The sequence below is a fragment of the Streptomyces sp. NPDC048192 genome (assembly GCF_043202415.1).
GTDB lineage: Bacteria > Actinomycetota > Actinomycetes > Streptomycetales > Streptomycetaceae > Streptomyces.
The window spans coordinates 37,093-63,799 of record NZ_JBIDAL010000028.1 but is presented as its reverse complement, the minus strand read 5'-3'; the positions used below and the strand labels follow the sequence as shown (position 1 = coordinate 63,799).

The 26,707-nt window shown below is 68.5% G+C and carries 26 protein-coding genes and 1 pseudogene; 12 read left to right on the top strand and 15 right to left on the bottom strand.

Features of this window, described 5'->3' with window-relative positions:
* Positions 1-134: 134 nt before the first annotated feature.
* The 3 genes from ACGFZN_RS38210 to ACGFZN_RS38200 are packed head-to-tail and all read right to left on the bottom strand — an operon-like array spanning position 135 to position 2,649.
* Entirely contained in the window at positions 135-1,199 is a 1,065-nt protein-coding gene (locus ACGFZN_RS38210) for an aldo/keto reductase (RefSeq protein WP_393863086.1), read from the bottom strand.
* Positions 1,196-1,981 carry an SDR family NAD(P)-dependent oxidoreductase gene (locus ACGFZN_RS38205; RefSeq protein WP_393863085.1) on the bottom strand — a complete coding sequence of 262 codons (786 nt, stop codon included), beginning with the start codon at positions 1,979-1,981 and terminating at the stop codon, positions 1,196-1,198. The genes ACGFZN_RS38210 and ACGFZN_RS38205 overlap by 4 nt, the downstream gene beginning before the upstream one ends.
* Positions 1,978-2,649 carry an SDR family NAD(P)-dependent oxidoreductase gene (locus ACGFZN_RS38200; protein ID WP_393863084.1) on the bottom strand — a complete coding sequence of 224 codons (672 nt, stop codon included), beginning with the start codon at positions 2,647-2,649 and terminating at the stop codon, positions 1,978-1,980. Before ACGFZN_RS38200 ends, ACGFZN_RS38205 begins: the two co-directional genes overlap by 4 nt.
* A 120-nt stretch (positions 2,650-2,769) precedes the next feature.
* Here ACGFZN_RS38200 and ACGFZN_RS38195 point away from each other — a divergent pair, with 120 nt between their 5' ends.
* Positions 2,770-3,222 (top strand): MarR family winged helix-turn-helix transcriptional regulator, encoded by a 453-nt coding sequence (locus ACGFZN_RS38195; protein WP_393863083.1) that lies wholly within the window; start codon positions 2,770-2,772, stop codon positions 3,220-3,222.
* A 981-nt stretch (positions 3,223-4,203) separates the two neighbouring features.
* Positions 4,204-5,217, top strand: coding sequence for a hypothetical protein (locus ACGFZN_RS38190; RefSeq protein WP_393863082.1), 1,014 nt, complete (start codon positions 4,204-4,206; stop codon positions 5,215-5,217).
* 192 nt (positions 5,218-5,409) lie between these two features.
* On the opposite strand, the gene ACGFZN_RS38185 is transcribed toward ACGFZN_RS38190, so the two are convergent.
* Complete coding sequence (locus ACGFZN_RS38185; protein ID WP_393863081.1) at positions 5,410-5,601, bottom strand: DUF6233 domain-containing protein; 192 nt, start codon at positions 5,599-5,601, stop codon at positions 5,410-5,412.
* A 311-nt stretch (positions 5,602-5,912) separates the two neighbouring features.
* Here ACGFZN_RS38185 and ACGFZN_RS38180 point away from each other — a divergent pair, with 311 nt between their 5' ends.
* Together ACGFZN_RS38180 and ACGFZN_RS38175 are read left to right on the top strand one after the other, a co-directional pair.
* Positions 5,913-6,566, top strand: coding sequence for a DUF642 domain-containing protein (locus ACGFZN_RS38180; protein WP_393863080.1), 654 nt, complete (start codon positions 5,913-5,915; stop codon positions 6,564-6,566).
* A 715-nt stretch (positions 6,567-7,281) separates the two neighbouring features.
* Positions 7,282-8,088 (top strand): hypothetical protein, encoded by an 807-nt coding sequence (locus tag ACGFZN_RS38175; protein ID WP_393863079.1) that lies wholly within the window; start codon positions 7,282-7,284, stop codon positions 8,086-8,088.
* 160 nt (positions 8,089-8,248) lie between these two features.
* On the opposite strand, the gene ACGFZN_RS38170 is transcribed toward ACGFZN_RS38175, so the two are convergent.
* From ACGFZN_RS38170 to ACGFZN_RS38155, 4 genes are all read right to left on the bottom strand, one after another.
* A complete protein-coding gene (locus ACGFZN_RS38170; RefSeq protein ID WP_393863078.1) occupies positions 8,249-8,449 on the bottom strand; it encodes a hypothetical protein in 201 nt (66 codons plus the stop codon).
* A 258-nt stretch (positions 8,450-8,707) separates the two neighbouring features.
* On the bottom strand, positions 8,708-9,379 hold the full coding sequence (locus ACGFZN_RS38165) for a hypothetical protein (protein WP_393863077.1): 672 nt from the start codon (positions 9,377-9,379) through the stop codon (positions 8,708-8,710).
* Positions 9,376-9,975, bottom strand: a complete 600-nt coding sequence (locus ACGFZN_RS38160) for a sigma-70 family RNA polymerase sigma factor (RefSeq protein WP_393863076.1) — start codon at positions 9,973-9,975, stop codon at positions 9,376-9,378. The genes ACGFZN_RS38165 and ACGFZN_RS38160 overlap by 4 nt, the downstream gene beginning before the upstream one ends.
* 572 nt (positions 9,976-10,547) lie before the next feature.
* The gene (locus ACGFZN_RS38155) at positions 10,548-12,530 is read right to left on the bottom strand and encodes a helix-turn-helix domain-containing protein (RefSeq protein ID WP_393863075.1); all 1,983 of its coding nucleotides are present in this window, start codon (positions 12,528-12,530) and stop codon (positions 10,548-10,550) included.
* A gap of 243 nt (positions 12,531-12,773) precedes the next feature.
* Here ACGFZN_RS38155 and ACGFZN_RS38150 point away from each other — a divergent pair, with 243 nt between their 5' ends.
* The gene (locus ACGFZN_RS38150; RefSeq protein WP_393863074.1) at positions 12,774-14,111 is read left to right on the top strand and encodes a hypothetical protein; all 1,338 of its coding nucleotides are present in this window, start codon (positions 12,774-12,776) and stop codon (positions 14,109-14,111) included.
* Between the two features lie 97 nt (positions 14,112-14,208).
* On the opposite strand, the pseudogene ACGFZN_RS38145 reads toward ACGFZN_RS38150, so the two are convergent.
* Positions 14,209-14,442 (bottom strand): annotated as a pseudogene (locus ACGFZN_RS38145) (IS5/IS1182 family transposase); the annotation flags it as partial.
* 181 nt (positions 14,443-14,623) lie between these two features.
* On the opposite strand from ACGFZN_RS38145, the gene ACGFZN_RS38140 reads away from it, so the two are divergent.
* The 5 genes from ACGFZN_RS38140 (at position 14,624) to ACGFZN_RS38120 (ending at position 17,686) form a co-directional block, all read left to right on the top strand.
* Positions 14,624-15,079 (top strand): hypothetical protein, encoded by a 456-nt coding sequence (locus ACGFZN_RS38140; protein ID WP_393863073.1) that lies wholly within the window; start codon positions 14,624-14,626, stop codon positions 15,077-15,079.
* 51 nt (positions 15,080-15,130) lie between these two features.
* Positions 15,131-15,307 carry a hypothetical protein gene (locus tag ACGFZN_RS38135; protein ID WP_393863072.1) on the top strand — a complete coding sequence of 59 codons (177 nt, stop codon included), beginning with the start codon at positions 15,131-15,133 and terminating at the stop codon, positions 15,305-15,307.
* A 113-nt stretch (positions 15,308-15,420) separates the two neighbouring features.
* A complete protein-coding gene (locus ACGFZN_RS38130; protein WP_393863071.1) occupies positions 15,421-16,062 on the top strand; it encodes a hypothetical protein in 642 nt (213 codons plus the stop codon).
* A gap of 566 nt (positions 16,063-16,628) precedes the next feature.
* Entirely contained in the window at positions 16,629-17,483 is an 855-nt protein-coding gene (locus ACGFZN_RS38125) for a hypothetical protein (protein WP_393863070.1), read from the top strand.
* Positions 17,480-17,686: a hypothetical protein gene (locus tag ACGFZN_RS38120; RefSeq protein WP_393863069.1), complete on the top strand. Its 207-nt coding sequence runs from the start codon at positions 17,480-17,482 to the stop codon at positions 17,684-17,686. The genes ACGFZN_RS38125 and ACGFZN_RS38120 overlap by 4 nt, the downstream gene beginning before the upstream one ends.
* 91 nt (positions 17,687-17,777) lie before the next feature.
* On the opposite strand, the gene ACGFZN_RS38115 is transcribed toward ACGFZN_RS38120, so the two are convergent.
* Entirely contained in the window at positions 17,778-18,329 is a 552-nt protein-coding gene (locus tag ACGFZN_RS38115; RefSeq protein ID WP_393863068.1) for a hypothetical protein, read from the bottom strand.
* Positions 18,330-19,013: 684 nt separating this feature from the next.
* On the opposite strand from ACGFZN_RS38115, the gene ACGFZN_RS38110 reads away from it, so the two are divergent.
* The gene (locus tag ACGFZN_RS38110) at positions 19,014-19,223 is read left to right on the top strand and encodes a DUF6207 family protein (RefSeq protein ID WP_393863067.1); all 210 of its coding nucleotides are present in this window, start codon (positions 19,014-19,016) and stop codon (positions 19,221-19,223) included.
* Between the two features lie 647 nt (positions 19,224-19,870).
* Here ACGFZN_RS38110 and ACGFZN_RS38105 read toward each other — a convergent pair.
* Together ACGFZN_RS38105 and ACGFZN_RS38100 are read right to left on the bottom strand one after the other, a co-directional pair.
* Positions 19,871-20,023, bottom strand: a complete 153-nt coding sequence (locus ACGFZN_RS38105; protein ID WP_393863066.1) for a hypothetical protein — start codon at positions 20,021-20,023, stop codon at positions 19,871-19,873.
* 334 nt (positions 20,024-20,357) lie between these two features.
* A complete protein-coding gene (locus tag ACGFZN_RS38100) occupies positions 20,358-21,335 on the bottom strand; it encodes a DUF3883 domain-containing protein (RefSeq protein ID WP_393863065.1) in 978 nt (325 codons plus the stop codon).
* A 191-nt stretch (positions 21,336-21,526) separates the two neighbouring features.
* Here ACGFZN_RS38100 and ACGFZN_RS38095 point away from each other — a divergent pair, with 191 nt between their 5' ends.
* Positions 21,527-23,551, top strand: a complete 2,025-nt coding sequence (locus ACGFZN_RS38095; protein WP_393863064.1) for a DNA/RNA helicase domain-containing protein — start codon at positions 21,527-21,529, stop codon at positions 23,549-23,551.
* Positions 23,552-24,261: 710 nt separating this feature from the next.
* Here the strand turns inward: ACGFZN_RS38095 and ACGFZN_RS38090 are convergent.
* The 3 genes from ACGFZN_RS38090 to ACGFZN_RS38080 form a co-directional block, all read right to left on the bottom strand.
* Positions 24,262-25,665, bottom strand: coding sequence for an alpha/beta fold hydrolase (locus tag ACGFZN_RS38090; RefSeq protein WP_393863063.1), 1,404 nt, complete (start codon positions 25,663-25,665; stop codon positions 24,262-24,264).
* A 77-nt stretch (positions 25,666-25,742) separates the two neighbouring features.
* Positions 25,743-26,270, bottom strand: coding sequence for a CHAT domain-containing protein (locus ACGFZN_RS38085; protein ID WP_393863097.1), 528 nt, complete (start codon positions 26,268-26,270; stop codon positions 25,743-25,745).
* Positions 26,161-26,706, bottom strand: a complete 546-nt coding sequence (locus tag ACGFZN_RS38080; protein WP_393863098.1) for a hypothetical protein — start codon at positions 26,704-26,706, stop codon at positions 26,161-26,163. Before ACGFZN_RS38080 ends, ACGFZN_RS38085 begins: the two co-directional genes overlap by 110 nt.
* Between the last annotated feature and the right edge of the window lies 1 nt (position 26,707).

Here is a 26,707-nt window from a genome sequence, read left to right as displayed (position 1 = left end):
TCACCGCCCCTGACCGCGCGGGGAGTGAACTTCTGCCGCCTAGGCTGGACAGCGCCGTCCCGGTGGCCCCCTCCGTACCACCGGGACGCTGCATGTCAGCGGTCGCGGATCCGGTGCGTGCCGTCGACCAGGTCTTAGGCGACTGGGATCGCGGGGCGGATCAGATCGCTGGCGGTGACGTACTTCTCGCCCTCCCGATTGTGGACGTGCGGCTCTCCCAGGGTGAAACCGCCGGCGGTGTCGAGCTCTGCCATGTCCTGGTCGGAGAGAGTGAGCTCGAGCGATTGCAGGTTGCTGGCAAGCGCCTCGGCTGTGGGTGCGGAGGTGATGGGAACCAGCGCGGTGGGCGAGCGGCGGGCGCGGTGCAGGACCCAGGCGAGTCCGACTTGGGCGGGGGTGGCACCGAGCCGTTCCGCGACCTTGGCGACTGCGTCGCGGACGGCGAAGTCGGCCGGAGTGGGGCGGTTGTTGGCGGACCAGTGCAGCAGGCGGGCCTCGTCGCCTCCGGTGCCGGGGTAGGTGCCGGTGATGAATCCGCTGGAAAGGGGGGACCAGGCTCCGAAGCCGATGCCGAGGGCCTCGGCCATGGGAATGATCTCGCGTTCGGCGTCGCGTTCGGCAACTCCGTACTCGGAGGTGATCGCCGCGATGGGTGCCCAGCCGTGCTGTTCGGCGATGGCCTGCCCGCGTGAGACGCGCCAGGCCGGGAAGTTGCCCAGTCCTCCGTAGCGGACCTTGCCCGCGCGCACGAGGTCGTCGAGGCCGCGCAGGATTTCTTCGATGGGGGTGACGGCGTCGTGGGCGTGGAGCCAGTACAGGTCGACGTAGTCGGTCTTCAGGCGGCGCAGGGTGCCGTCGATGGCGGCCATCATGGCCTTGCGGCTGTTGCCGACCCGGGCGTGGCCCTCGGTGCGGGTGGAGCCGACGGAGTACTTGGAGGCGATGACGAAGTCCTCGCGGTCCTTGCCGATCAGTTCGCCGACGAGCCGTTCGGACTCGCCGCCCTGGTAGCCCTCGGCGGTGTCGATGAAGTTGCCGCCGGCCTGGGCGTAGGTCTCGAAAACGGCGCGGGCATCTTCGATGCCTTCCCCGGGGCGGCTGAGGCCGTTGATGCCTTCGTGGGTGCCCAGCAGGCCGGTGCCCAGGGCGAGTTCGGAGACACGGAGGCCGTTGTTGCGGCCGAAGGTGCGGTATTTCATGAGATGTTCTCCTGTGTGGGGAAGGTGGTGCCGACAGAGGCGCCGCCGTCGACGACCAGAGAGGTCCCGGTGATGTAGGCGGCCTCGTCGCTGGCGAGGAAGAGGGCGGCCCGGGCGATGTCGTCCGGCTCGCCGAGGCGGGGGATGGGGAAGGAGACGGCTATGGCCTCCACTGCCGGGAGGATGCCCTCCTCGGCCAGCATGGCGGTGCGGGTCCCGCCGGGATGTACGGCGTTGGCCCGGATCCCGTCGTGGCCGTAGGTGACCGCGACATGCCGTATCAGTGAACTCAGAGCTGCCTTGGCCGGCTGGTAGGCGGCGTTGGCGGGAAGAGCGGTCTCGTTGCCGTTGGTCGCCGAGATCGCAACGACCGAGCCACTGCCGTGCTCCTGCATGCCGGGCAGGACGCTGCGGATGCCGTGGAAGGCTCCCGTCAGGTTGACCTGCAGCGATTGGGACCACTCCCGCTCAGTGAGGTCGGCCAGAGCGGGCTGAGTCATCGTGAAGGCGTTGCTGACCAGGATGTCCACCGGACCATAGCGGTTCTCGGTCTCCTGGCGGGCCGCGTCCCAGGCTGCGCGGGAGGAGACATCAAGGTGCCGGTAGAAGGCGTGATGGCCGACTGCGGTGAGTTCGGCGGCAAGTGCCTCACCCTCCCGGTCGCGGATGTCGGTGATCGCAACGCGCGCGCCCTCGGCTGCGAACAGGCGGGCGATGGCCGCGCCGATCCCGCGCGCCGCTCCGCTGACCAGTGCGGTGCGGCCTTCCAGGCGCCCCGTCATGCCACACCCGCCGAGGTGTAGAGCACCTCGGCCTGCTGCCGGGTGCGGTGGAGCTCCAGGTACGTCTTGGAGATCGCTTCGGGGGTGCTGGCCGGCCCTTCCTGGCCGATCCATGTCGCGATCGCGACGTGCGCGGCGTACACGCCGGAGTCCCGCAGGCCCGCGTTCAGGTTCAGCACCCAGTTGCGCAGCGCACCGGACGCGGCGGCGATGTTCGCGAACGGCGGGTGGATGACGGGCCCTGATGAGGCGCCGGTACTGACGAGGATCGTGCCGCTTTTCCGGGCGATCATGTCGGGCAACACCTGCTGCACCGCGGTGACGCCCCCGAACAGGTACACATCCAGTTCGGGCAGCAGTGCCTCCACGCTCAGGTCGGTGGCGGCCACGGGTGAGGGGTTGCTGGGGGACGGCGAGTACTCCAGCACCTCGACCGGGCCGAGGCGGTCCTTGATCGCGTCGAACGCCCTGACCAAGGCGTCCCGGTCGGTGACGTCGGCCACGAAGCCGTGCGCCCGGATCCCCTCGTCGGTCAGCTCGTTTTCCAGCTTCTCGAGCGTCTGCCGGGTGCGGCCGACCAGTGCGATGTCGAAGCCCTCAGCGCCGAAACGCCGGGCTATGGCCTTGCCCAGTCCGGGGCCGGCCCCCACGATCACAGCCGTGCTCATAGCATCTCCTAAGTAATCGGAGTACCTACATCGTGTAGGACTCTAAACGATACAGGATGCTAATTTATACGTATGGCCCGTAAACCGCTCCTTGACGAACACCGCTCACGCCCCGGGCTCATGCTCGCGCTGCTCGGCTCCGAGGCGATGCGCCGCCTGCGCGAGGCTCACACCGACCACGACCTCAGCCCACGCCAGTTCGAACTCATCGGCCTGCTCCTTGACCGCGGAGCCCTCGCCCAGGGCGATCTCGGACGCCTCATGGGCATCGCCCCCAGCATCCTGGTCACCCTGCTCAACCCACTCGAAGCCGCCCACCTGGTCCAGCGCCAACGCGACCCGGCAGACCGCCGCCGCCACGTAGTGACCCTCACCGACCTTGGACGCGAACGTTTCCACCAGGCATCCCTCGCCCAGTACGAGACTGAGGACGCCCTCTTTGCGGCTCTGACCCCCGCTGAGCGCGACCAGCTACGGGATCTGCTCATTCGGATCCGTGACGACCTCACCGCGCCCCACGATCACTGCGCCACCCCGGCCTCACTCGAGCCCCGGCCGGAAACCGGCGGCTGAGGCGATTACGCGAACCGGCGCCGCCCGCAGTGGCCGAGGCCCGCGAGGCCCGGCACCGCCTCGACTTCGCTCTCAGGGCCAGCACCCGCACACGCAAGGCGACAGCGCCCGTGAGGCCGCACCCCCGGGACCGGCACGGTGGCTATGGGCGAGGCCTACGGGGAAGTGCTGCCGCAGCGCCTGCCCGGCAGGCCATCGGTGCGCACTCGATCGGTGCGCGTTGCTACGAGGTCTTCACACCAGAGAGGTGAGGGCCCGGAACCAGGTGCTGGGGTTCCGGGCCCTCGTGAGATTCGCGCATCCGCGGGGGCCCGATGTTCATGGCGCGATACCGATTCAACGACTCCTGGCTGTGCAGGTCACTCATCCGCTCCGCAAGGCCGCGCCGCCTTCCGGGGAGCGGAACCGCGTGCTCACCGCCCCGGCGGCCCCTGTAGAGGCGGCTGCTTTCAGGACCCGTCTTTGGCCCATCTCCCGACGCCAGCTGGCGGCCGGTCCTCGCCTGTGCGGTGCGCGGCGGCGGCTCGCCGTCGGCCGTCCTCTTCGCCATCATCGGACGCCCTGCCTGGGGCGGGTAGCCCAGGCCCGTCCGTCTGGCCGACGCCGAGGCCGACTGGGAGGCGCACCGTGCCGCAAAACCCGGTCGGCGCTAACCGACGAAGTGATGCACCAGCCACGTCAGCGCAGAGACGGCGCAGCCGCCCGCAGCCACCGCACCACCCCGGACGAACGCGAACACCGCGGTCCGGACGAGAGCGCGGTAGCGAGAGTGCTGCTTGTCGGTCTGTGTCACGAAAGCCCCTCCGCAGGCATCGGCCGGTACACCGGCGCGGGCGCCGTCCGGCCCCGCTCTTCCAGCCTCGCGCCCCTCTTCACCTGTACGAACGCAAGTCGACCCGAACTGAGGGCAGTTGACACAGGCAGCCGGGCATCCTGTACAGGCCACGAAGCTGTCAACAACCGTCAACCAGAGGGGCCTGCATGCCGATACCGATGCCTTCCACCAGCGACGTTCCGCCCGGACCACGCCGTCAGCTCCTGCTCGCCGTGCACCAGCTGTACCGAGACGCCGGAGGACCCGGCATCCACCGCACCAGCAATGCCATCCGAACGCGGAACGACTTACGCGACACCATCAGCCACGAGGCGATCAGCAAGATCCTGCGAGGCAAAGTCACGCCGCGGCAGTGGCAAAAGCTCGAAGCGCTCGTACGCCAATACCTCGACTGGAGCGTCGACCAGCCCAGCCCCGAAGACAGCGCCACCACCGTCCGCGAGATTCAGACCCTCTGGCACCGGGCCCTCGAGGCCGACAAGGCCGATACCACCACCCCGCGGACCCGGGTCGTGATCAGTCCCCTCGGCACACCCGAAGACGCCGGCGTCATCACCCCCAGGCTGAAGAACCAGAAGTTGCTGTCGCCCGAAGAAGTCGTCCGCCAGGCCCTGAAACTGTCCGAAGACAAAGCCCGCGACTTCATCATCGACCAGTCTCGCCACCCCCACCGTGACCTGATCCCTCTGGTCGTCGCCCTGATGCCGGCCTTGCCGGAAGAAGGCATCCTGCTTCTGAACCTGGCGGGCATCACCCAGGACACCAAGGACGATCCCTCCATCGCCGACCTCATCACGCAGATTCAGAGCTACCCCGCTGACACCTGGCACGGCCACGACCCGTTCCGCGCACTGCTGCGCAACGTCGGCAAACGCTCGGACTACGGCGCCCACCTCGTCAAGCTCCTGCTCAAACAGCGCAACAGTGCCGCCGTCCAGGCCTATCTGCGGGTCTACGCCCAGCGCACCGATCCACTGGGCGCCGCGCAGCTCGTGCGCGCGTTCGCCAAGGCCCGCGGGCTACGGTCCGTCATCGACCGGTTTCTCCATGAGGCCGCGGAACAGATGCCGCGACCTCTGGCGACACGGGCCTCCGACGAGCTGCGCGCGCTAGGTAGACGCCGCGAGGCACGCATCCTGACCGAGCTCCTGACCGAGTGAAGATCGCACCGACCGCGCGGCTACGCCGGCGACCTCCTGGGAGCGTGCCCAGTACCTGTCGGCGGCGTAGGCGATCACGACGGCCAGCGGCGTCCGGCCGACGCCCCCGGGGGGACACGCCGCTGGCCGCCTGCCGGGACGGCGTGAACCCCCCGGCAGGCGGGTAGCCCTCCGAAGCCGACCGATTTTGCTTCACTCCAGCAGGCCCAGGGCTGTGTCCGGGCGGCAGTGGACGCACGCAGGAACCTGCCGGCGCAGGGCATCGAGCGCCTGCTGCCTGCTCGTGAACAAAGCCAGGGCGACGGCGTAGCTGCACTGAACCGGCGTTGTCTTGAGTGTCTCGGTCTGCGCGGTAGCCAGGGGGATACGGCATGAGCGGCGCACGCGCGCCCCTCATGGTCGTATCGAGCATGCCGAATGGGGCAGCGGCCGCCAGCTTGTCGATGTGGGCCCCTGGATGCGGTTCACTCAGCCGGGCATCGGTAGTGGTGGAGGTACGAATCCGCAGCTGCCACGGTGGGTCCGTCCCTCACTCGGGGGAGCGCAGCCTGTTGTTTGGCTGTGCCTCGGGCGCTGCCCGGGGAGCCGTTTGTCCGCCCCACCTCTCCGAGTAGACACGTTGTGTAGCGGATCAACTGCAGACTGTTGGGGTGGTTGCACCGCTCCGGCGGTCGCACGCACACCACGGGAGACGTATGCGTACGCGCCTTGCCTGCGGCAGACGGAGTCGGCTGGCGGTCCTGGCCGCGGCGGCAGTCACCGCCGCCACCCTCATCGGGGCCACGCCGGCGAACGCCGACTCCGCCATCGCGGTCACCAACCCCTCCTTCATCCAGCCCTACGTCAATCCGACCGCCCCGGACGCCTACGTCCGCGTCCCGCTGGGCGTCGACACGATCCCCGGCTGGCGAGTCACCAACAACGACGTCGACGTCTTCGGACGCGCAGCGTCCAAGACCAGTGGCTCGTCCGTGGTGGACAGCGGCTCCCAGGCCGTGGACCTCAACGGCTCGACAACCGGCGGCATCGAGCAGACCATCAGGACCGAGCCCGGCTCTGTGGTGACGATCACCTTCGCCGCTAAGATCAACGACCACCCCTTCTGCGCCACGTATGAGAGCAGCAACAACCAGAGCCTGCTCGTCCAGTTCGCCGGCAACACAAGCCGAGCCGAGTCCTTCAGTCTGGGCACCGTCGCCACCCCGGGCCGCTATGCGCGCTGGCAGCTCGAGCGGGCCGTCCTGCCCGCAACCGGCCGCCACAGCCGACTGCAGTTCCTGTCCACCAACGCCGGACACTGCGGCCCGCTGATCACCGACATCCGGGCCACGGACAACACCACCACATAAGACGCACGTCATAACGGTCATGCCGTGCACAAACCCTGGGCGCGGAGTAACAGCGGTCGTGGCCCTGCACGGCGACGGGCTGGTGCACAGCGCACGGCGGCGCGGACGTGGTCTGCCGCGCCGCCGCTGGATCACTCATGCGCGTAGACCATCATATGCGCAGAAAAAGCTGATTTACGTATACCCGGTATATAAGTGTGGCTGTTCACGTTGGAGATGGGGCGGTCTGAGCGGCGGCCTCACACAGGTCGGTCTCCTCGTCCTCGCTGCCTCCGTCCAGCAGCCGAACGGCCCGACGGGCCGCTCGGGCGTGGCGCCGATCACGCCGGGCCCCTTCGTACGGTGCGGCATCGGGATCACGAGTCCTCCCCATTTTCGTTTCGCAGCCCCGCGCCGGCAGCGCTGCCACGACACTCTCCACTCCTTTCTGGCTCCGGGTCGCTGCCGCTGTCGGTGTCAGGCTCGGTGACATAGACCCCTCCCGCCGCCCCGCCCCCCGTCGCGGGCCGGCGGCTGCCGGTCCACCAGGCAGGCTCTTGGAACCACAGGCCGACCACTCCCCCGCCACTCAAGCCGACGCCTCCAGCGACGGCGGCCCGGGCGAGCAGCCGCATGACCGACGGCACAACTGGGGGGAGTGCGAACAAACCAGAGGCACGTAGGCCTCGCCTACCAGGACAATGGGCGGTTAACCCCGTCAGGAGGAAGGCCCGTTGTGCTCCAGTTCGACACCACCCAGTACGTGGAGATCCGCATTGATCCCACCCAGATCAACCTCGCGGCCGGCTTCGACGTGCACCGGCTCAGCATCACGGCTGAGCTGCTGCCCTACGGCTTGGAGTATGACAACATGCGGTGCGAGGTAACCGCCGAGCTGTACGTCTCTTCACCTTCTTGGCGGTGGCTCACAACTGCCACCCCCCTGCGGGTCTCGGTGACCAACCACTCCCGCACGAGCCTCCAGCTCGCCTTCGCACTCACCAACCAGCAACTGCTGTCCCTTGAGGAGCACCGCGCTGGGCAGGATCTGTTGCTGGAGCTGCAGATCCGCGGGTTCTTTCAAACGTGGCTCGCCTCCGCTGAGAGCCGCGAATCGATCCGGGTGCCGGCGAGCGTGTGGCAGACCGAGCTGGAGCGGCTCGGTACTTCTTTCGGCTTTGCCCTGGCCATCCCGCTCCACGCGCCCAACGGAGCGCAGCGGGACGCCGCGGTGTACCTGCAAGATGCCCGCCGGTTGCTGCACGATGGGGAGTTTGACAAGGCGATCGGCAGTGCCCGTCAGGCTATGGAGCGGATTCTCGCTTCTGCTGGCTGGCCGTCGATCAGCAAGAACGATGATCTGCTCCAGCGCAGCCAGGCACAGCGTTGGCGCGCGATCTACAAGGCAGCGTTCGATCAGGCATCAGGTGCCGAACACGCTGACGAGGTGACGAAGGACTTCTCCTACAGCCGCGGGGAGGCTGAGGCCCTGATCGGCATCGCTGCGAGCCTTCTGCGCGCCGTACCCGCTCCCGGCATGTGATGTGGCGGGTGCCTGAAGCCGCCCCGAACCAGGTCCTCTGGCATGGCGCCCCCTCAGCCAGCACATCGTCAGCGTGTTCTTCCTCTGGAAGGCTGCGCGGTCCACGACGGCGGATTGGCGGACAGGTGGTGGGCCCACCGCGGTGGGCCCACCCCGAGCATCAGTGGCGGGTCTCCCACCACAGGATGAGCAGCGTCACGGCGCCGCTGCCGAGCTTGTACGCGGCGCCCTTCAGGAACTCGCCGGAGACGTTCTGTCCCTCACGGCTGATCCCTTTGCGCAGGTGGCGGATGATGGCGGAGTAGAGCCGGTCCCATCGGGACGGGTGCTCGGGCTGGTCTTTGGCGTTACTCTCATCCATACGGAGTTCCTCTCGTTGATCGGCGTGCCGGAACACCGCGCAGGGAGCCCTCCCAACTCAGTGGCCTAGGAAACCCGTTGGGGACGCAGGGCTCCTTCTGCGCGTTTGTGGGGGAGTCTAACGACGGTCAGTAACAAGACGTACGCGTCGCCGGAGCGGGCGGTGCCGAGCGGCTCCGAATGACACCGAGCGGCGGCGAGCGTCATCGGGTGGCACAAGACCGTGAAGTACGTCGCCGAAATGGCCTGTGACCTCGGGTCATCGACGAGTGAAGTCGTGCAGCAGGTCGGCGAGACGTCGGTCGGGGCGCTGGACGATGATGCAGGAGTCGGTCTTGGCGGTGGCCAGGCGGTCGACTTCCATCTCGAGGCTGCCGGTGGGGGCGCTGGCGAGGCTGGTGCCGGTCCTGCGGACGTACATGGCGACCGCTTCGAGGGTGGCGAGGAAGGTGCTGTCGGGGGCTTCGGAGTCGAGGACGTCGTCGGTGACTTCGTGCAGCCAGTGCCGGGCCTCGCGGGTCTCGCCGAGGGCGAGGTGGTGCAGGTGCAGGCAGTAGGCGGCGGCGCGGTGGCCGGCGCCGGCGGCGAGCTGCCACCAGAACTGGGCGCTCTCGCGGTGGTCGGTCAGGTAGAGCAGGCAGGCGAAGACGAGGGCGCCGTCGACGTCCAGGTGGCCGTCGTCCGTGGGGGTTTGGGGTTCCTGGGCGAGGCTCTCGACGTGGTCGGCGGCGTCGGGCTTGTTCAGGATCCAGCGGCACACCACGGACAGGCGCTGCCCGGCCTGGGTGGCGCGGACCGTGTCCGGGTGCGGCTTGGCCGCGGCGTCGGCCGCGTCGGTGGCGAGTCGGCGCAGAGCGGCGCCGACGTCGAAGCCGTCGCGCCGGGTGGTGGTGATGCGGGCGTCGGCCAGAAGGTCGTCGATGGCGGTCACTGTGCCCCCTTCTTGTTCTTGGCGGGAGCCGCGGGCAGGCCCAGCCTGATACGCAGGCGTTCCTTGCCCTTGCGGCCGTGGTAGTCGACGGTGCGGGTGTCCAGGCCCATGTAGCGGGCGATGCGCTTGGTGGGATAGCCGAGCAGGTGGCGCAGGACGATCACGGTGAACTGGCGGGTGGGCAGCTCGAGGATCGCCTCGTACAGGCCGTTGGTGCTGCTGGCGATCTCCATCTGGTTGCGGACCGCCTCCAGGTTCTTCGTTATCGGTCCGTTGATGAGGAACGCGGGCGGGCGTCCGTCGTCGTTGAGGCGGCGCGTGACACCGCGGTGGAGCACCGCGAGGGTCTGCTGTTCGAGGTCGCCCTGCTGCAGCAGCTCGTCCCAGCCCCCGAGGATCTCCAGGAACACCTGGTGGACCACCTGCTCGGCGACCCGCCGGCTGCCGAGGTGGATCTCCGCGAAGTCGTGGAAGAACTCCTGGTGACCCAGGTAGAAGGCCTCGAAGTCGAGGGGCAGTTCGGGAGGGGCCTGGACGGGCTGGCCGTGGCAGCCGTCCTGGGGCGATACGTCAGTGCTGACGTCGCCGTTGCCCATACGGTCCTCCAGGAGATGCGGGCGCCGGCCTCGTCGTTGAAGCCGGCGGTGTCCTGCGCGAGCCAACTCGCCCACGCGAGAGACCAGTTGCGTCGGCCTCTCAGGCACCACCCTGTCGTTTTTCCGGGCTCGAAACTCATGCGGCCCTCGAAAATCGTGACTCTGCGATCTTCTCCATAAACGGAACGTGACTACTAATGCGGTACGCGTGTTCGACTCGCGGGGTCGGAGCTGGGGAAACGGCACCCGCGCCGACACATAGCGCTCCCCCACCTGTCAGAACCCGTGGCGCACATCACACTAAGCCCGGCACGCCGTGGACATCCCGTGAAGCCCAAGCGACACAGACGACTGCAGGCCTTGCAGAACCGATCCCCGTCACCCTTTCGGGGCCGGGGCCTCCGCCTGGTGGTCGAGCTGATCGCTGTACGGGACGGAAAACCAGTGCGGGGATGCGGAGGGACCGGCGTGCCAGTGCGCGTGCTGTGGAACTGAAGGAGCCAGCCGGTGAAGTCGTTGAACGCCATGCCCCGCCACTTGGGCCCTGCGCTGGGGACGCCGGACCCGGCGCGCTAGGAGTCCTTCGAGATGAACACGCTATGCGACGTGCTCGATCGCAGGTTCAAGCCCTGCATCGCCAGGATCGACGCCAGTCCCCAGGCGATCGTGGCAAGGCCGGCTGCGACCTGGCGGGCAGGCCCGGGGGTGCCCGACCACACCATGACGACGGTGGCGGCACCCCACAGGATCCAGGTCGTCCGCGCGCCGAAGCCGCCGAACAGGAAGCTCATCGCCAGCAGCACCGAGCCGCTGCCGATCCATAGCAGATGCAGGGAGGTGACGGGCAGCGGCAGTCCGGCGGAGTGCGTGCTGAGGTAGGCGCGGACCGGCTGGTCGATCGTGGCGATGACGCCGTGCCAGTGCCACCCGTGTGGGGTGTGCCAGGTGCGAGTGGTGTGCGACACGGTGTTCGCCAAGACCCCGAGGACGGCGATGCCGACCAGGACGCCCGAGAACAGCACGAGGAGCTTGATCCACAGGGCGGTTGCCTTCCAGCCGCCCGTCAGGGAGTCCCCGATTTCCTTGCGCCGCGCCTCCAGCCATTCGGAGTCGCTCACGACGACCGGCGCCGTCATGCCCATCGCGGCGATCGGTGCGCGCTGCGGAGGCGGCGGGGTCTTGAAGTCTGCGCCCAGTTCTCCGAGGGCTTCCTGCACCAGGAGGACGACGCGCTGGTCGTGACCGAAGACGGCGTAGCCGGCGCATGCGGCGGTCGCCGGCAGCAGCGGGAACAGCCACCAGGCGCTCCACTGTACCGAGCACTGAACGCTCAGCGCGGCGCCAGCCGCGGCGAGCCCGGCGAGCAGGCACCGTCCTGCTCGTACGGCCGTCGCCCGCGCGCTGATGGTGATGGGCCTCGTCATCGGTTCCCGGCGCAGTCCGGCGCGGATGGCCGGCCACAGCTGCGCCATCGGGCCCCACGGGTCGATGACGAAGCCGATGCCGACCAGCATCAGCACATCCAGCAGAACCGTCCAGCCGCCGGCGCCGGAGCGGGTGGCCGCCAGATGGAGCGCTGCTGCGGACATCATCGCCAGGCATCCCAACGCACGCCCCAGCACATGGCAGCAGGTGCGCAACCGCTCGGCGGTGTGCAACGCCGAGCGGCGCCTGAGCAGGCCCCACTCGTCGCTGACCTCGTCCCGCCGCTGCTGGCCGTCATCGAGGAATCCGTGCGCGGCGCGCAGGGCCTTTTCGAAGTCGGCGCGGAAGAACGCTTCTTGGAGTTCCTCCGGCATCGGCGGCAGCCCGAGCTCCTCGCCAGATGTGACGGTGCGGCGGGACTGGGCGAGTTCCTCCTCCAGTTCGTCACTGCGCTTGCGCAGCCGGGCCAGGAGGACTTCCGTCTCGTCGCGGCTGGATCGCGCCCGGCGCAGTTCCCGTTGCGCGGCCTGCAACTGGTCGGTGAGCTGACGAAGGCGCGCCTCGTTCTCCTCGTTCTCCTCGTCGCGCTGGTCCTGGAGCGTGGTCACCTGCTGCTGCAGATCGGCGGTCATCCGGCTCAGGTTCAAGACCAGTTGCTGGGTGCGGCCCCGCTCTTCCATCAGCTCCCGGTTGCGTTCGTGGGCCTGCGCGAGTTGATCTTGGGCTTTTGCGGCCTGGTCCTGGGCAGTGGCCGCGACGCTGGCCAAAGCCGCCGCCCCCGGCGGGTCGCCGTCCGCCTTTGGCCGCGGGGCGGGAAGCTGCGGGGCCGGCTTGGGGCGCTGGGCGGCGACGAACAGGCGTAAGGCCTGGTCCATACACGTCTGTCGCTGCCGAGGATGGGTGACGTAGGCGACCAGTTTGCGTACGAAGGTCTCCGAGGGCAGGGCCTCACCGCTCAGGTACTGGGAGATGCTGCTCTTTCCGTAGCCGGTGGGCACCTCCAGGTCCCGCTGCGTCTTGCCCGCCCGCTTCACCAGGGCCCGCAGGTACTTCGCCAGCTCGATGGTCTCGGGGGTGGCGTCCTGGTGGAACCCGCCGTATCCCCGGCCGCCCGACTTCTTCTCCGCCATGACCCCTCCCAGCCGTCCGGCTCTCCCCCGGCTAGACACCCTGGTGATCAGCGTACGGACGGTCACGTACCGGCGACAGAGCGCGAGCACAGGTTGTCCGGCCAGCGCAGCCTGTCCGGGTCAGTCCGGCCATGTCCGGCCCCGACCTGCGTGAACACCATCGGACAACAGGCGGACAACTCCATCCGGGCAACGCTGGTCTCAACGCCCCGTCCCTTCCCTTCGGCCCTGGAGTTGCCCCGCATGACCCGCCCCGCCGCCAGCACCACCCCCGCCCGCTCGCCCCGCCCCGCCGTCACGCCCACTGCCCCTCCCCGCCCACTCGCCCTGCCCACCACCGCCCGGCGCGGCACGCGCAGCAAGCTGCCGCGCATGGGCCAGCTCGCCCTTGACACCCTCGACCGCGGGCGGATCATCGACCTGCGCCGCGACGCCGACGCCTGCGCCCGGCTCCCCCACGGCCGCGCCGGCGGCCGCTACCGGTGCCTGGCCTGCGGGCACCGGCTGATCCTGCAGTGGCCCTCCAGCCCCGCCTCCCGATTCACACCTCGCTTCCGCCACGACACCGTCTCCTCCGGCGCCGATCACTGCCCCGCTCCCGCGCAGCACCAGGCCGACGTCCAGGCCGACCTCACCACCATGCTCGCCCTGCGCGAGACGCTGCTGCGCGTGCTGCCCCCGGCGAGCCTGAGCCTTCGCATCGACCCCGAACTCGCCGGGCAGCGCTGGCAGATACCACCCGCCCTGATCGTGCGCCGCGGCGAGCACGTCGCCGTCTTCGAGCGACCGCGGCGCCTGCTCACCGCGGCCGCGGTCACCCGTCGCCTGGCCGACACCCGCACCCAGCACGGGCCCACAGCAGTGCACTGGTGGGTGTTCGACCGCGACGATCCACTGCACTGCGACGTGGCCGGCACCGTCAACGTCCAGCCCTACGGCAAGACGATCACGCACACCAAAGTGCGCCCCACCCCCGCCCAGCGGCAGCTCGCCGCCGCCGGCGCCACCGTGTGCTGGCTCGCCGACGACACCGTCCTCCTGCCCTACGGCGGCCACCCACGCACCTACACCCCCCAGCCCGGCGAGGACTGGAGCGGCCAGATGGCCTCCTGGCAACGCGACTGGACCATCTCCCACCCCCGCCCCGCTGACGGCGCCACCTGGTGGGGCCTGGTCGCCCAGCCACTGCTCGCCCTCGGCAAACAACCCGACTTCCGCCCCGCCGCCGCCCACGCCACCATGTCCGCCCTCGAACGCGCCGAACACGGCCGCGAACGCCACCGCCGCCGCCGCGCCCGCGAACATGCCCAGCACAACACCCACACCACCCCCGTCCAGCTCCCTCTCCCGGCCCACAACAGCACCGAGACCCACGCAAGCGGGCTGGCCACCGCAGCCGGCGAACCGACCGATGCGCTCAAGACGCCGACGCCGACGTCGGCAGCGCCGGCACCGTCAGCAGGTCCCGTACCGCCGCGCCCGCCCATCACCCCCGGCCCGTCCCAACAGGCCCCCACCGACCGCGACCGCCCCCGACGCCTCACCTGGCGCTCACTCCTGCCACGCCGCTGGCACCGCTGACCACCCCGGCTTCGCCCCCCGGCCGTGGCAGGGGGGCGAAGCCATCCCGAACCGTCTTTTTGGCAGCCGCCTTCTTCGCCGTGGTCTTCTGCTTCGGCTTCGCCCAGTTCGTGCCCCTCGGCCGGCTCGGCGCGGACTTCCTGCCGGCCATCGGCTCGTAGGAGCAGCCGAAGGGAAGGACTTGCAACAGCTTGTCGAAAACGATCCGATCGCTGATCCGGCGTCGGTGGCAGCTCAGCGGGTGGGTCGGATCGAATTCGGGCCGCTGCGGCAGCAGGACGGCGAATTGGTCCCACAGCGGTTCAGTCAGCCATGATGGCAGCGCAGGCACAGGTCTCCCATGAGCGCAGAGCGTCACAACTCCATGATCATGGAACCTCTGCCTACCCCGTCTGCCAACTCCCCCCGGCCCACGCCTATCTGCGCGACCTCTAAATGCCGTCACTCGTCCGGTCGTCGGTCGGATTCCTGGATTGGGCTACTAGCTAGCAGCCTGCTGCGACAGTGGGATCATGACGCATCCACATTTGCCCACCACCGAAGCCGCCGTCACCGCGATACGTGAGATTGCGCGGGAGTACGGCCTCGCCATCACCGTGACCGACGACATCGGTGCGGACCAGACGTCGCGCCGCACTTCGGCCGGGGCGTTCACCGTTCTCGACCCGGACGGCTCGCTGCCGCACGAGGCCTTCATCGAGTTGGGAGGCTCCCCGGCCGTCACCGTACAGATCTTCCCGGAGGACGACGCCAAGATCAGTGTCGAGGACGTAGTGTTCCACGATGTTCCCCGAGACTCGGCCCCGGCCTTCCTGCGGTCCGTCTACAGCGGCCTGGCCTACGTGACGGGGCGGGTCTTCCCGCCCGGCGCATGGCTGACCGTCCCGTTGCCCGGGGACGAGACCTACAAAGAGCCGATCCAGCGTGTGACTCTGACCCCCTGGCTCGCCCGCGCCATCCGGAGCTAGCAGGACTCCGTTTGGTCTGCTCGATCTTGAGGTCCTGCTTGGCAGGGGTTGGTGGCGGGTGGTGCAGGTGCCGGTCCAGCAGTTCAGCAGGCCCTGGAGGGTGTCGAGGATCTGGGTGGTCCAGAGGACCAGCCCGCCGACGGGCACCTCGACGCACGCCCGGTCTCCACGGCCGTCAACAACGTCCGCAACAACGACCCCCACCTCCTCGCCCCGGTCAGCCTGTAACGGCAAGCCGGCCGTAGCGAACACCGTCGCGCCGTAAGCCGATTCCCTCTGCAGGTCCGCCGGCCCCGCCCGGCTCGGGCCCGGCTGTCAGTGGTGCCTCGTACCGTCCTGGCATGGGTTTCACCTCGGCCTGGTCCATCAGCGCCCACGACGATGACTTCATCACCGCTTTGGCTCCTCGGCTGCTCCCACTGATCGCTGCGGAGCGGGCCGAGCCGCTCGCACGAGAACGCTGGGAACGCTGGCGCCAAGAACCTCTGCCGGACTTCCGGACCTGGGGGAAGCCCTTCGGTCAGTTCTGCCGAAGGGAGGCGGACGCACTGGACTCCTTCCTGGAGCTGACCGCTTCCGGGCAGCATGTGCAGGAGATGTACGACGGCCTGTCGCCCGACGACTTCTCACTGCTCACCCACGTGTGGGACCTGGTCACCGACACTGAGGACATCTTCGTTTCGGTCAAGAGCAAGGAGTACGCGCTGAGGTCCTTCTTCCACGCCATCGGCCCCGCCCGGGCCGCACTCCTGCCGGGCTGGTGCGGCAACTTCCTCCTCACCTCCGCCGAGGTGCGCCAGACGCTTCCTGCTGTCGAGCAGGCACTGGGCTTCACGGCGGAAGAACGTGCCAGGGCCAAAGACCAGGACTGGCTGGGCTACGGCGACGAAGAGGAGAGCGTCCTGGACGGTCCGCTGCGGATGTGGCGGCATGCCGCGGCGCACGCACGCGGCCTGTGCGGGGTGTCCGTCACCATCTACTGAGTACGCGACCAGCATCGGCAGAACGTGGCGTCGGTCCGCTTGATGCCTCCATGTTCCCGTCCGCCCAGGAACCGGCCAATGCCGAACATAAGGGCCTCGGCGGTCTCTTCCACCTGCCTGTCGAACTTCGTCTGCGCCATGCCGTCCAACGCCCTTCGCACTGGGGTATGTGAGGCGCGACGGTGCCCCCGGAAGCGGGCACCCCGCGCGCTCGGCAAGGACGCTAAAACGATCTTCCTGTGGACAGATTCCCGTGGCGGCACACAGGTCGTCAGGGACGGCGGGCTTCAGCTTCGGCTCCCCCGACCAGCCCCTCCTGCGAGCTGCAGCTCGATCCGTGCAGCAAAGTCCGGTTTGCAGGACGGTGCATTTACCCAGGTCAGTTCGGTGCGCTCAGCAATCTGCAGCGGTCAAAAAGCCGCCGACGGAAAAACTTTGGAGCGGTGTGTGACATTCACACTTCTGCTCTGCACATGACTCCGTACAACCAGGCAACTGCTGATGACCTGCGCGCGCTGTAAGGAAATGGCCAGGGGTCGAAAGTGGTCCAAGACGGAGGAGTTTCTATGCATGCGGTACGTGAGGTCGTGGAGGCCGTCGACGACGGCCTGTCCGCCGACCGGTCGGCCCGGATCCGGAGGGATGCCGCCCGGATCAGCAAGCTGGCCGCGGGCGGCTTCGAGGGGCCGGCCTACAAGGTGTTCGAGGACGAGCTGTGCGGGGAGGCCTGGCCGATCCTGCGCGGCATGCTCCGCGAGGGCCGGCTCGCCCGGATCGCGCTGAAGTGGTGCGCGGAGCGGGGTCTCCCGTTCTGGATCCACCCCGACGACTACGCACTGCTGCGCTCCGATCCCAGGGCCCGTGACGAGATCCTCGTCGACGTGGTGCTGCGGGCGCGGACGTCGTTCCGGCGTAAGGCACTGATCAAGGGCGGATGGAACCCCGACTACAAGCAGGGGCGAGGGGCCAGCTGCCTGACCACGTACTTCGTGGGCCAGTGCATCTGGGAGTTCCGCCGGGTGTACACGAGGTGGGCGAAGAACCGCCAGGAGTGGGCCAAGCAGCACGCGCTGTACGACGGTTCGGAGGAGGCCGCGCACGCCAACCCGAAGCTCTTCGGCCCGCTCCTGGAGGCCGGCTACCTCTCCGAGCCCGAGGCCGCTGTCCTCAGCACCAACTTCGAGGACATCCTGAACGAACAGCCCCCGGTCACCCAGGCCGTCATCCGCATGACCGTCGAAGGCTACGTGGACACCGAGATCGCGGACGCGCTGAACATCACCCACGCGGCGGTCCGTATGCGCAAGACCCGCTTCCGTGGCGTCCTGTACAACGCGGCCCGCGAGCGGCGTATCTGGATCCCCGAGCAGCTCCACACGAAGGTCGGCACCCGCCACGGCAAGCAGCGGGGTGCCGCGTGACCGTGCAGTTGCTCGTGGTCCTGATGCTCGTGCTGGGCATGTGCGTCCTCTTCTCCGCTCTCGCCGGCCTCATCGGGTTCGGCGTCGCCCGCTTGGTCAAGGCGCCGGTGGACAGGGCGATCGGCTGGGGGAGCATCGTGGCCCTCAGCGTCATGACGCTGTGCATCGCCGTGCTGGCGATCGTCGTGCCGCTGGTGAGGTGACCGGCCGTCTGGTGCGTGAGCGCGGCGGGCTGCACAGCCATGTTGTGCAGCCTGTCGCCGCCGGACACCGGGACAGAAGCGGACCCGCCGGTCACGGACAGGCTGGTCCCTGGCGCAGGAGGTCCGGGCGGGCGTCGGCGAGCGCGAAGGCCCGCCTCATGCCCTCCACAAGGAAAGGCTCGATCCGGTAGACGCGGACCCGGTCGTCGAGTTCGAGCAGCCGGGTGTTGTTGTCCGGGCCGATCCGGCGGCGTACCGCGCGGACGCTGGTGAGCGTCCCGCCGATCCTCCCCCGAGGGATCGGCGTCTCGGGGTGGTCGGCGAAATACTCCTGGATGTCGTCGTAGGAGGCAGTGCCGCCCAGGTCGACCAGGCGGCGCAGGACGGCGCGGGCGCCGGGCATCACGGCAGCGATCGTGTCGAACAGTAGCCGTTCCGTCCAGCCCTCTCCGAGATCTTCGCCGCTGAGGTCCTCCGGACCCGGCCGGGGCTCCAGGGCGGGGGCCTCCGGCCAGTCGCTCACCAGGGCGCCGGCGTTGAACCCGTATGCGGCCTGCACCGCGGCGATCGCCTGCTCGTAGGTGTCGCTCTGCGTATCGATGACCAGCCGCACGCTCTCCCCCTCCACGATCTCCGCTCCCATCCTGGCCCAGGTTCCACTGCCCTGTCGCCTGGCGCGTGGAGGCCGCTGCCTAGCAGGGAGGTATGAGCGCGCGCTCCGCAGCACGTGCGGCAAGTCGACGGCGTCGACTACGACCAGGTCGTCACCGACCTTCCGGAGAAGACGCCGCAGTCGGCGGTCGGCGAGGTCCTCGGAGAGCCCCGGCCTTCGGGATGGGTGCTGCACATGGCCCGCCCCCAGGCGCATCGCCGCAGGAGACCAGAAGCAGGATGGCTCCTGATGGCCGCCGCAGGGTCGGCGGCCCGGCGCGGCGGCGGCGCCGACGCGCAACACTGGCGAGCACGCCCCCATCCCGGCAGCGGCCGCGCCGCCCATCCCGCCCCTCCCTCTCCTTTCAATTCCAGCCAGAGCATGGGCGGAGGGGGCCGCAACGGGGATGTCAGCGACCCGACCACGCCGTACGCCCATGCTGACCTGGACGGATTCCAGGACGCTGTGACGGCTTGCGCAACATCTACCGCAACACTTCGCGCAACATCCAGCGCAACACCTGGCGCAACGCTCACGGCCTGGAACTGGTCGCCGATCACGCGCAGCCAGGTCCTGGACAGCGTCCACGTCGAGCCGCAGTTCGCCTCCGTACTCGGTCGAGTGAAGACGCCATGATCGGAGAACTTCTGCTGCCACCGATGCGTAGTGCCAGGCATGAGGCAGATCACTGACGCGCACGTGGCAGAGCCGGGCTTGGCCGTGGTGGAGGTCGCGGCCGCCGATGACGAAACCGCGCTCGCGGTCCAGGAGCTGCTCGCCGCGCGGTGCGCGGTCGCACCGGCGGACCGAACGACCCGGGAGCCCGGCGAGCCCGGTGTACGACTGCGCTGCTTCCTGGACCTGCGCCAAGAGCCCAGCCCATAGCGCTGCGATCGGCGACCAAGCCTCGCTGACCAGCCGTGGTCGGGGTCATGGTCGGGGTTGGAGGCAGCGTGGTTGGCCTCGTGGTCGGTCTACTCGGCGGTGTGGCCGCTCCGGTCGGCTCTGCGGAGACGTGGGGATGCGCCCGGGCGGCTACCGGCAGCGCCTGAAGACGCCGCTGCGCTTGCGGGCCTGTGTCTCGGCGCGCCGCGTCCGTGTGGCGCCCCGTCCACGATCCCGACAGCGCGTCCCCTGGACCGTGCCCGGGCTTCGGCAGGCACGAGGCGCGGCCACCGCAGACGACGGCACGGGTCTGTCTCCACGCAGCATCTGTGCTGACCAGCCGTGGTCGGGTCTGGTCGACGCCACCGCGGGTGTCTGCGGCCAGCGATCGCGGCTCGCGGCTTCGGTCACAGGTCGTCTGATGGATGGTGCGGCGTCGCTCGCCAGAGTGGTTGTTCGCGTCTCCCACGCGGGGTGGCCCGTACCAGCGGCGCCGGGCCGCGCTGGAGTCCCTGTTCGCCGGCCGTCGGCTCTTCGCGCCGTGGACGCTGTGCCCGTCGACCACCGACCCGGCCACCGTACGCGAGTGGTTGTCCTGGGCGTCGATCGGGATGGAGGGCGTTGGTCTTCAAGAAGCTCACCGACGTCTACAAGCCGTCGGTGCGGGGCTGGGAGAAGTACAAGATCTGCGAGACCAGGGAGGCGATCGTCGGCGCGGTCACCGGCTCGCTGGCCGCTGCGCGGACGCTGCTGCTCGGCAGGTACGACGACGAAGGCGGCTTGCAGTACGTCGGCCGCACGACCACCCTTGCCCGCGCTGCAGGCGCGGCGGTCGCCGGCCCTGCTCGCTGCAGGAAAGAGCGAGCATCCGTGGACGGGCTGGTCGTTCTCCGCCGGCTGGGGCAGTCGGGAGCAGCTGAACGTCACCCTCGTGAAGCCAGAGCTTGTGGTGGAAGTCGGCGTCGACGTCGCCCGCGACGCCTCCGGCCGGTGGCGGCGCCCTGCCCGATGGCACCGCGCCCGCACCGACCTCTCCCCCACTGACGTCCCCCGCCTGACATCGCCGCACTGACAGCGGCACGACGCGGCGGCCTCGGCCGACGCCCAATACACCAGCGATCTACCGATCGCCTATCACTGCGTCGATCCACTACTCAACGGCAGGCGGTACTCGTACCTGCGGGGCCTGAGGTCCTCCTCGGCGGGCTCCCAGTCCCGGTAGTGGCTGACCTCCCCACCACTGGCGGTATAGGGCTCCGTTTGCATGTCGAGCGCAATGTCACTGACGACGTACAGATCCACTGTGTTGTCCTTGTCGCGGGCATGGAGCACCTCATTGATGGTCAGTTCCACGCTGGTGGGGGCTCCGGTGGTGCCCTTGACCTCCACGTGCCGCTCCTCGGTTCCGCGTGTGCAGCGCAGGTCGTACGGCTTGCCCAGACGCTCGACCGTCCACCCCTGGCTCTCGTAGTGGGCGATGGCCAGATTTTCGGCGTGTAGCTCGATCGCTTTGCGCTTCTTGGGGTCGGAGATGTAGCCAGCGCCGCGGCGCCGGCGCTGTGGTTTCTTCTTGCCCGCGACCTGGTCGCCGGTGAAGCCGGGTGACTTGTCCAGTGGGACCTTCTCCGGCGCCGTGGTGTCGACGGGGATGCCTGCGAGGTCCAGCAGCGGCAGAACCGGCATGTCGACGAGCTTGCCCATGCCGCGGTCGGTTCCGGAACGACGGATTGCGTCACTGCCCGCCTCCGTCAATGGTCCGGCAGGACCCAGCGGCACGTTTTGGAGGACCGCGAGGGGCTCGATACCGAAGCGCAGCGGATACTTGACGCGCGCCTCTGCCTCTTCATCGGGCCAGTGCGGCGCGTGGCCGGTGTAGAAGCCCTTCCGGACCTCGAACAGGTAGAGGGTCGCTGTGCCTGCCAGCCACTGGTCGAGTTGGACCCGCGGAGACGCGCCTGTTGCCAGCACGGCGAACTTGGGCTGAGCGCCTGCGTACTCCGGTTTGGACTCAGGGAAACCCCATGATCGGGTTTCGATGCCGTGCACCAAGTTGCGCTGGGCCTCAGTGCTTTGACCTACATGCACCATCACGAATTGTGAATTCACCATCATGCAGGGCAGCGTAATAGGCTGTCTATGCAGCGCTCTATAGAGTTTCGTCGTTCGGTGTGGATCCGGTGCCCAGGGCTGCGGAGACCAACGACGCTGATCGGGAACTTCCCTGACGGGGCGGAGGGTTGAGAGGTCGGAAGAGCTGGCTGCAGGACGTGGTGGGGGCTGTCGGAGTGAGGGCGGAGCGGGAGGTGGCAGAGCTGAGGCCTGCTGGCGCGGTGTTCTGCGGCGGCGTCGAGGCGGTGCCGCACAACACCGGCCGGGCAGCGTCCGTAGACGCTAGGTCTGGGGTGGCGTGTGCTGCCGCGGGGCGGGTGCGGGAGATCGCCGGTGAGCTGGAGGACGGCTCGTTCATCGGCCGGTGCGTCGAGCGATACCGGGCAGCGGGGTTCGGGGAACCCGGCGAGGCGGAAGTGCGCGCATGGCGGCGGTCATGGCCGCCGTTGCTAAAGGCGCTGGTGCGAGCGGGGCTGCAGGATGTACAGGTTTATCTGGAGTACGGAACTCCGGGGGGCAGCCGGCGCCTGGACGCGCTGCTGGTCGGCAGCAGGTCCGGTGGGGAGCTGGTCCTGGTCGTGGTTGAGCTCAAGCAATGGCATCGTTGCCGCATCCTCGATCGGGAGCGGGTGATGCTCGGCGACGGGCAGGTCACGGTCCATCCGGTGTTCCAGGTGGCGTCCTACCGGAGCTTCTTCCAGCACTGGCGGCCGGCAACAGCGCCTCGGCTCAATGTGCGTGCCGTGGTGGTGTTGCACAACGCCACCATTGCGGAGGCCCGGGTGCTGCGGCCGGGGGTTCCGGCGGTCGCCGACATCCCGGTGCTCAGCGGCGAGGAGCTGTCGCTGCCCGCCGAGACGCTGTTGGGTCTGCTGCGGTGCGCGGACGTCCTCGCGCCGTCCAACAGGGACATCGCCGCTTTCGAGGGCATCCAGTGGACACCGTCCACCCGGCTGCTTGACCAGGTCGGCTCCGTCCTCGAGGGCAGCTTCGCGTTCGCGCTGGTCGGTGACCAGCAGGACGCGTTCATACGGATCCGCGCCGCCGCCACCCGCCACCTGCCCGCCGTGGCGGCCGCTGGCGCAGATCAGGCACCGGACGGCCAGGGCGAGGCGATGAGCGGAGCGGTCGTCACCGTCAGCGGTGGTCCGGGCAGCGGCAAGACCGCGCTCGCTGTGCGGTTGCTGGGCCACCTCATGCGCGCCCACCCCGCGGCCCGCCCCCGCTTCCTCACCCCTTCCGGCACTCTGCGCGCCCACCTCCTGGACGCCGCCCGCGGCCACAGCGCCGCCCGCGAACTGTTCCCCCCGGCCGGCTCCCTGCGCAGCACCGCGCGCCAGGCAGGTGCGCTCGTCATCGACGAAGCACAGCGCATCAAACGAGGTGGTGGCCAGGGTCTGCCGGCCGATCTGGCTGCCGTGCTGGAACACGTACCGCTGGCCGTGATCTTCCTCGACGAGCGGCAGATCATCCGCCCTGATGAAGGCACCACTGTTGAGGAGATCCGCGCCGCCGCCCACCGACTGGGGCGTGTCCACCACCACCTGGAACTGACCGGGTCCTTCCGGTGCAGCGGCTCGGCCGCCTACACCGGCTGGGTCGACGCCCTTCTCTACGGCACTCCCGTACCGTGGACCGGACACGCCGGCTACGAGCTCGGCCTCGCCGACGACCCCTTCCAGCTCCAGGAATGGATCGAGCAGGCCACCGCCGCGGGTCACACCGCCCGTACCACGGCCGGATTCTGCTGGCCCTGGACCCGCACCCGCCCCCGCGGCGCGACCGCCCTCCCCCTCGACATCCAGATCGACGTCGGCACCACGGACACTGCCCCGGCCCGAACCTGGCGCGCCGCCTGGAACGCAGCCAGCGCCCTCACCGACCCCCACGGCACCCCCCTGGCCCCCCACAGCCAGCTCTGGGCCAGCCATACCGGCGGCCACCAGCAGGTTGGCTGCATTTATACCGCCCAAGGCCTCGAATACCATCACGCCGGCGTCATCATCGGCCCCGATCTCACCTGGAGAAACAACCGCTGGCACGCCCATCCGGAACAAAGCCGCGACAAAGACCTCCGCCATCTCACGCCCGAGCAGTACCTCCCCTACGCTCTCAACATCTATCGCGTCCTCCTCACCCGCGGAACCCACACCACTCGCATCCATGCCACCGACTCCGCCACCCACCAGATGCTGCAGGAACTCATACGGGAAGACTGAGCCCAACATGAAGCGGCGCCGGGCTCTCTTGAGACCGGCCGCTTCCGCGTCGCATGCAGATGTCGTTCAAATCGTGTCCAGACCCTGGGTGATCGACCGCTCCGCTGGCGCGTCGACGACATCGGCGAATTTCCAGGGAAGCCACTTGGTAGACCATGCGTCCGAGTGAGGCCTCGGCAATCCGCTGGAGCTGCTGTTCGGTGGTGCCTTACTCCCGGGCGGTGAACAGTCGGTCCACGAACTCGGGCGGCTGGGCTTGGGTGATTGCACGGATCCGAGCGTCGTCGGTGGTGCCGGGGGCGGCGGTGGATCCGAAGCGGGCTCGGGTGGAGACGACCAGGGCGTCGGTGGTCGCAGCCTTCTGCTTTGCCGTGGCCCTGATCTGCGGCTACCACCGTTTTTTGACTTCGCGGTGTATGGCGCACGCGCAGCTGACGGTGGTGCCGCTTGAGCTGGCCGGCCACCTACCGGTCCATGGTGTGCCGGGACGCCCACAGTAGTTGGGCGACCTGCTCGGTGCCCACACCGGTCCTGGCTTCATCAGCCCATGGGGCATGACCACGTCCCTCACTGTGGGGCGGGGCCGTCAAGTGCGGCTCGCGCAGGGCTTCGGCAGTCAACCGTGGCACTAGAGAACGTCGCCGCGCCCAGGTTCTCTGTGGCAAGGCGCGTTTCCGGAAGCGTCAAAGCAGCACGCGCGAGTGCACGTCTCATAGAAGCCGTGTCCGCAAGAAGTCCGGGAGGCTTCCTGCCTCGAGCTGTTGATCAAGGACATCGAGCGTGGTTGCTGTCGGTCCGGTGATGCTGAGATATCCGGGGTCATCGGGTGATCGCTGCGCTGGGAGCGGAGGGAGTGCGAGCGCCGAGATTCGTGGCGAGTCAGAGGCGAGGTGCTCGCCCATCGCTGCTTCCGGGCTAGTGGCAAGTCGAAGTGGTTTGTCCGCCAGGAAGTTCCAGACGTCCTGTTGGACGGGGACCAGGTTCGGGAGGCTACCGTGCTCGCCGTTGATGTATCGAGTTTCACCGACCCATGGGAGTTTGGCCGAGGCGAGTGGCACTCGTCCGTCACCGTCCCGGTCCGGGTGGTGGGGGATGCGGGTGGTGATGCGGTCCATGTGCTGCCACAGGAAGCCCATGCGCTTGTTGTAGGCGAGTCGGAAAAGCGTCTTGAAGCCGGTGCCGGCGATTACGGCCATGCGGTCGCGCTGGCGCTGGTCCAAGGCGCCGTGCCATGCCTGCAAGTCTCGGTGGTGTTGGGCGGCTGCGTCGAGGAGGGACTGCAGGTGAAGTTCCTGGGCTTGGCTGAGCTTGAGGTGCCAGGCGGCGGCGTTGTAGAGGTCGAAGTTGGCGCAGGGGTGATCGTAGTCGGCGGCGTCCTCGGTGCCGTCCTTGCTGTCGGTTGTTTCCGGGTAGACCCCCGCGGGGGCGGGCAGCAGATTCAGCACGCCTGACAGAGAGCGGAAGGTGTCGCGGGAGAGGTACTTTCCGAGCAGGGTGAGGAAGTCATGGCCCCAGAGGTGGTTTTTGAGGTATCCACCGATGGCCGGAGCGCCGTAGTGGGGTGTGCCGAGGAAAACGATCTTGGCGATGTGGTTCCACAGTTCGGGGTGGCGCATCAGCGCGGTGCGTACGACGAGGCCACCCATGCTGTGGGCGACGATGTGGACTGGGGTTTTGTCGTGATGGGCGGCGGTCACAGCTTCGTAGAGGTTGTCTGCGCTGACGTGGAATGGCTTGCGCCAGTCGTAGGGGACGGCGACATGCTGGAAGTCGCTGTGTTTTTGGGCGGCGAAGAGGAAGCCTTCGTAGGAGGCGTCCACGGCCACGGGACGGACTTTGTAGGAGGGATGGGCGTCGTTTTTCCCGTCGGTGGCCAGGGCCAGGTTGTTGATTCGGTTGCGGGACCTGATGTCCAGCCACCAGATGCCGCCGAGGCCGGCGCTGACGAGAGTGCTGCCCATGACGCCGGGTACGAAGACCAGGTTGGTGGGTGAAGTGTCAGCAAGGTGGTGTTGGGCAGGCGGGCCGGCGAGTGCGGCGAGTTCATCGTATGCGGCGGTGCCGAGGAGGCTGCGCAGGGCGTCAGCGGCGGCCGGGTCACGCACGAGGGCCATTCGGGTGAGTGTGTCCGCAGTGAGGAAGCGACCTGCGTAGTCCTGTGGGTGGGACGGTGATGTCACGGTTGCCTCGCTCATGTCTGGGACGTGCGGAGATCGGGGCGGTGCATTGCCGCCACTTCGTCGGGTTTCGCGAAGAAGATCTGGTCGTCGTTGACGTAGCTGTAGAACAGCCCGCCGATGCTTCGGTACTCGTCCCAGAAGAACTTCCGGGTCTGGGCCAGCGCCTCGCCGGCCGCCGTGGGGGCGTCGCTGTGGCCGCGGGTGTAGAGGAAGTGGAAGAAGACGCTGGCGAAACGTGCAGCGAAACTGGTGGGCACCTTGCATTCGCTGCCGATGTACGCGCGGCTGCCGCGTTCCAGGAACATGTTCTGCAGTTCGTTGCTGTAGGTGTGCTCGGCGGCTGATGTCTCGCAGGCGTTGACGAAGACGAGTGGCTGGTCGGCCAGGGGCTCGTCGCCCATGTCAGTCAGCTGCAAGACGTCGCAGGCCTCATTGGTGCTGCCGAATCGCAGACTGGGTGTGTTTCCCGCTCCTGTGGAAGCCTGACAGAAGACATAGATCAGCGATACGGGAGCCGGATCCCATAAGAACGCCGACAGCTGCTCCTTGCGTCCTTGGTCCCCTGCCGGCAACACCGTGGGGGTGCCAGCAGGCCAGTTCCGCGGCATGTTCTTGGGCTGTCTGCAGGGTTTCGTCGTCTGGCTGGCCACCCCAGTACATCAGGTGCGCGCGCATGGCGTCGTCCTTCAGGGAACGGGTGGTGTCGTGTGGCTGCACCACATGGGAGATCCGCAGCCGCAAGCCGAGGAAGTCCTGAGCCTGTACCGGCTGGCCCGGCCGCGGCATGCTGCCGCGAAACAGCAACGGCCACGGCACGTGGTGCGGGCTACAGTCCTTCCAGTGAATGGTCAGCCGGTCACCCGGTGCCAGCTCCTTGACCAAGGAGTTGAGTGGGGTGTCCTCCGGGAACATCGCTTGAAAGAGCTGCCGGCCGGCGCGGGCAAGGGATCGCATTTGTTCGCTGCACGCGTCCATG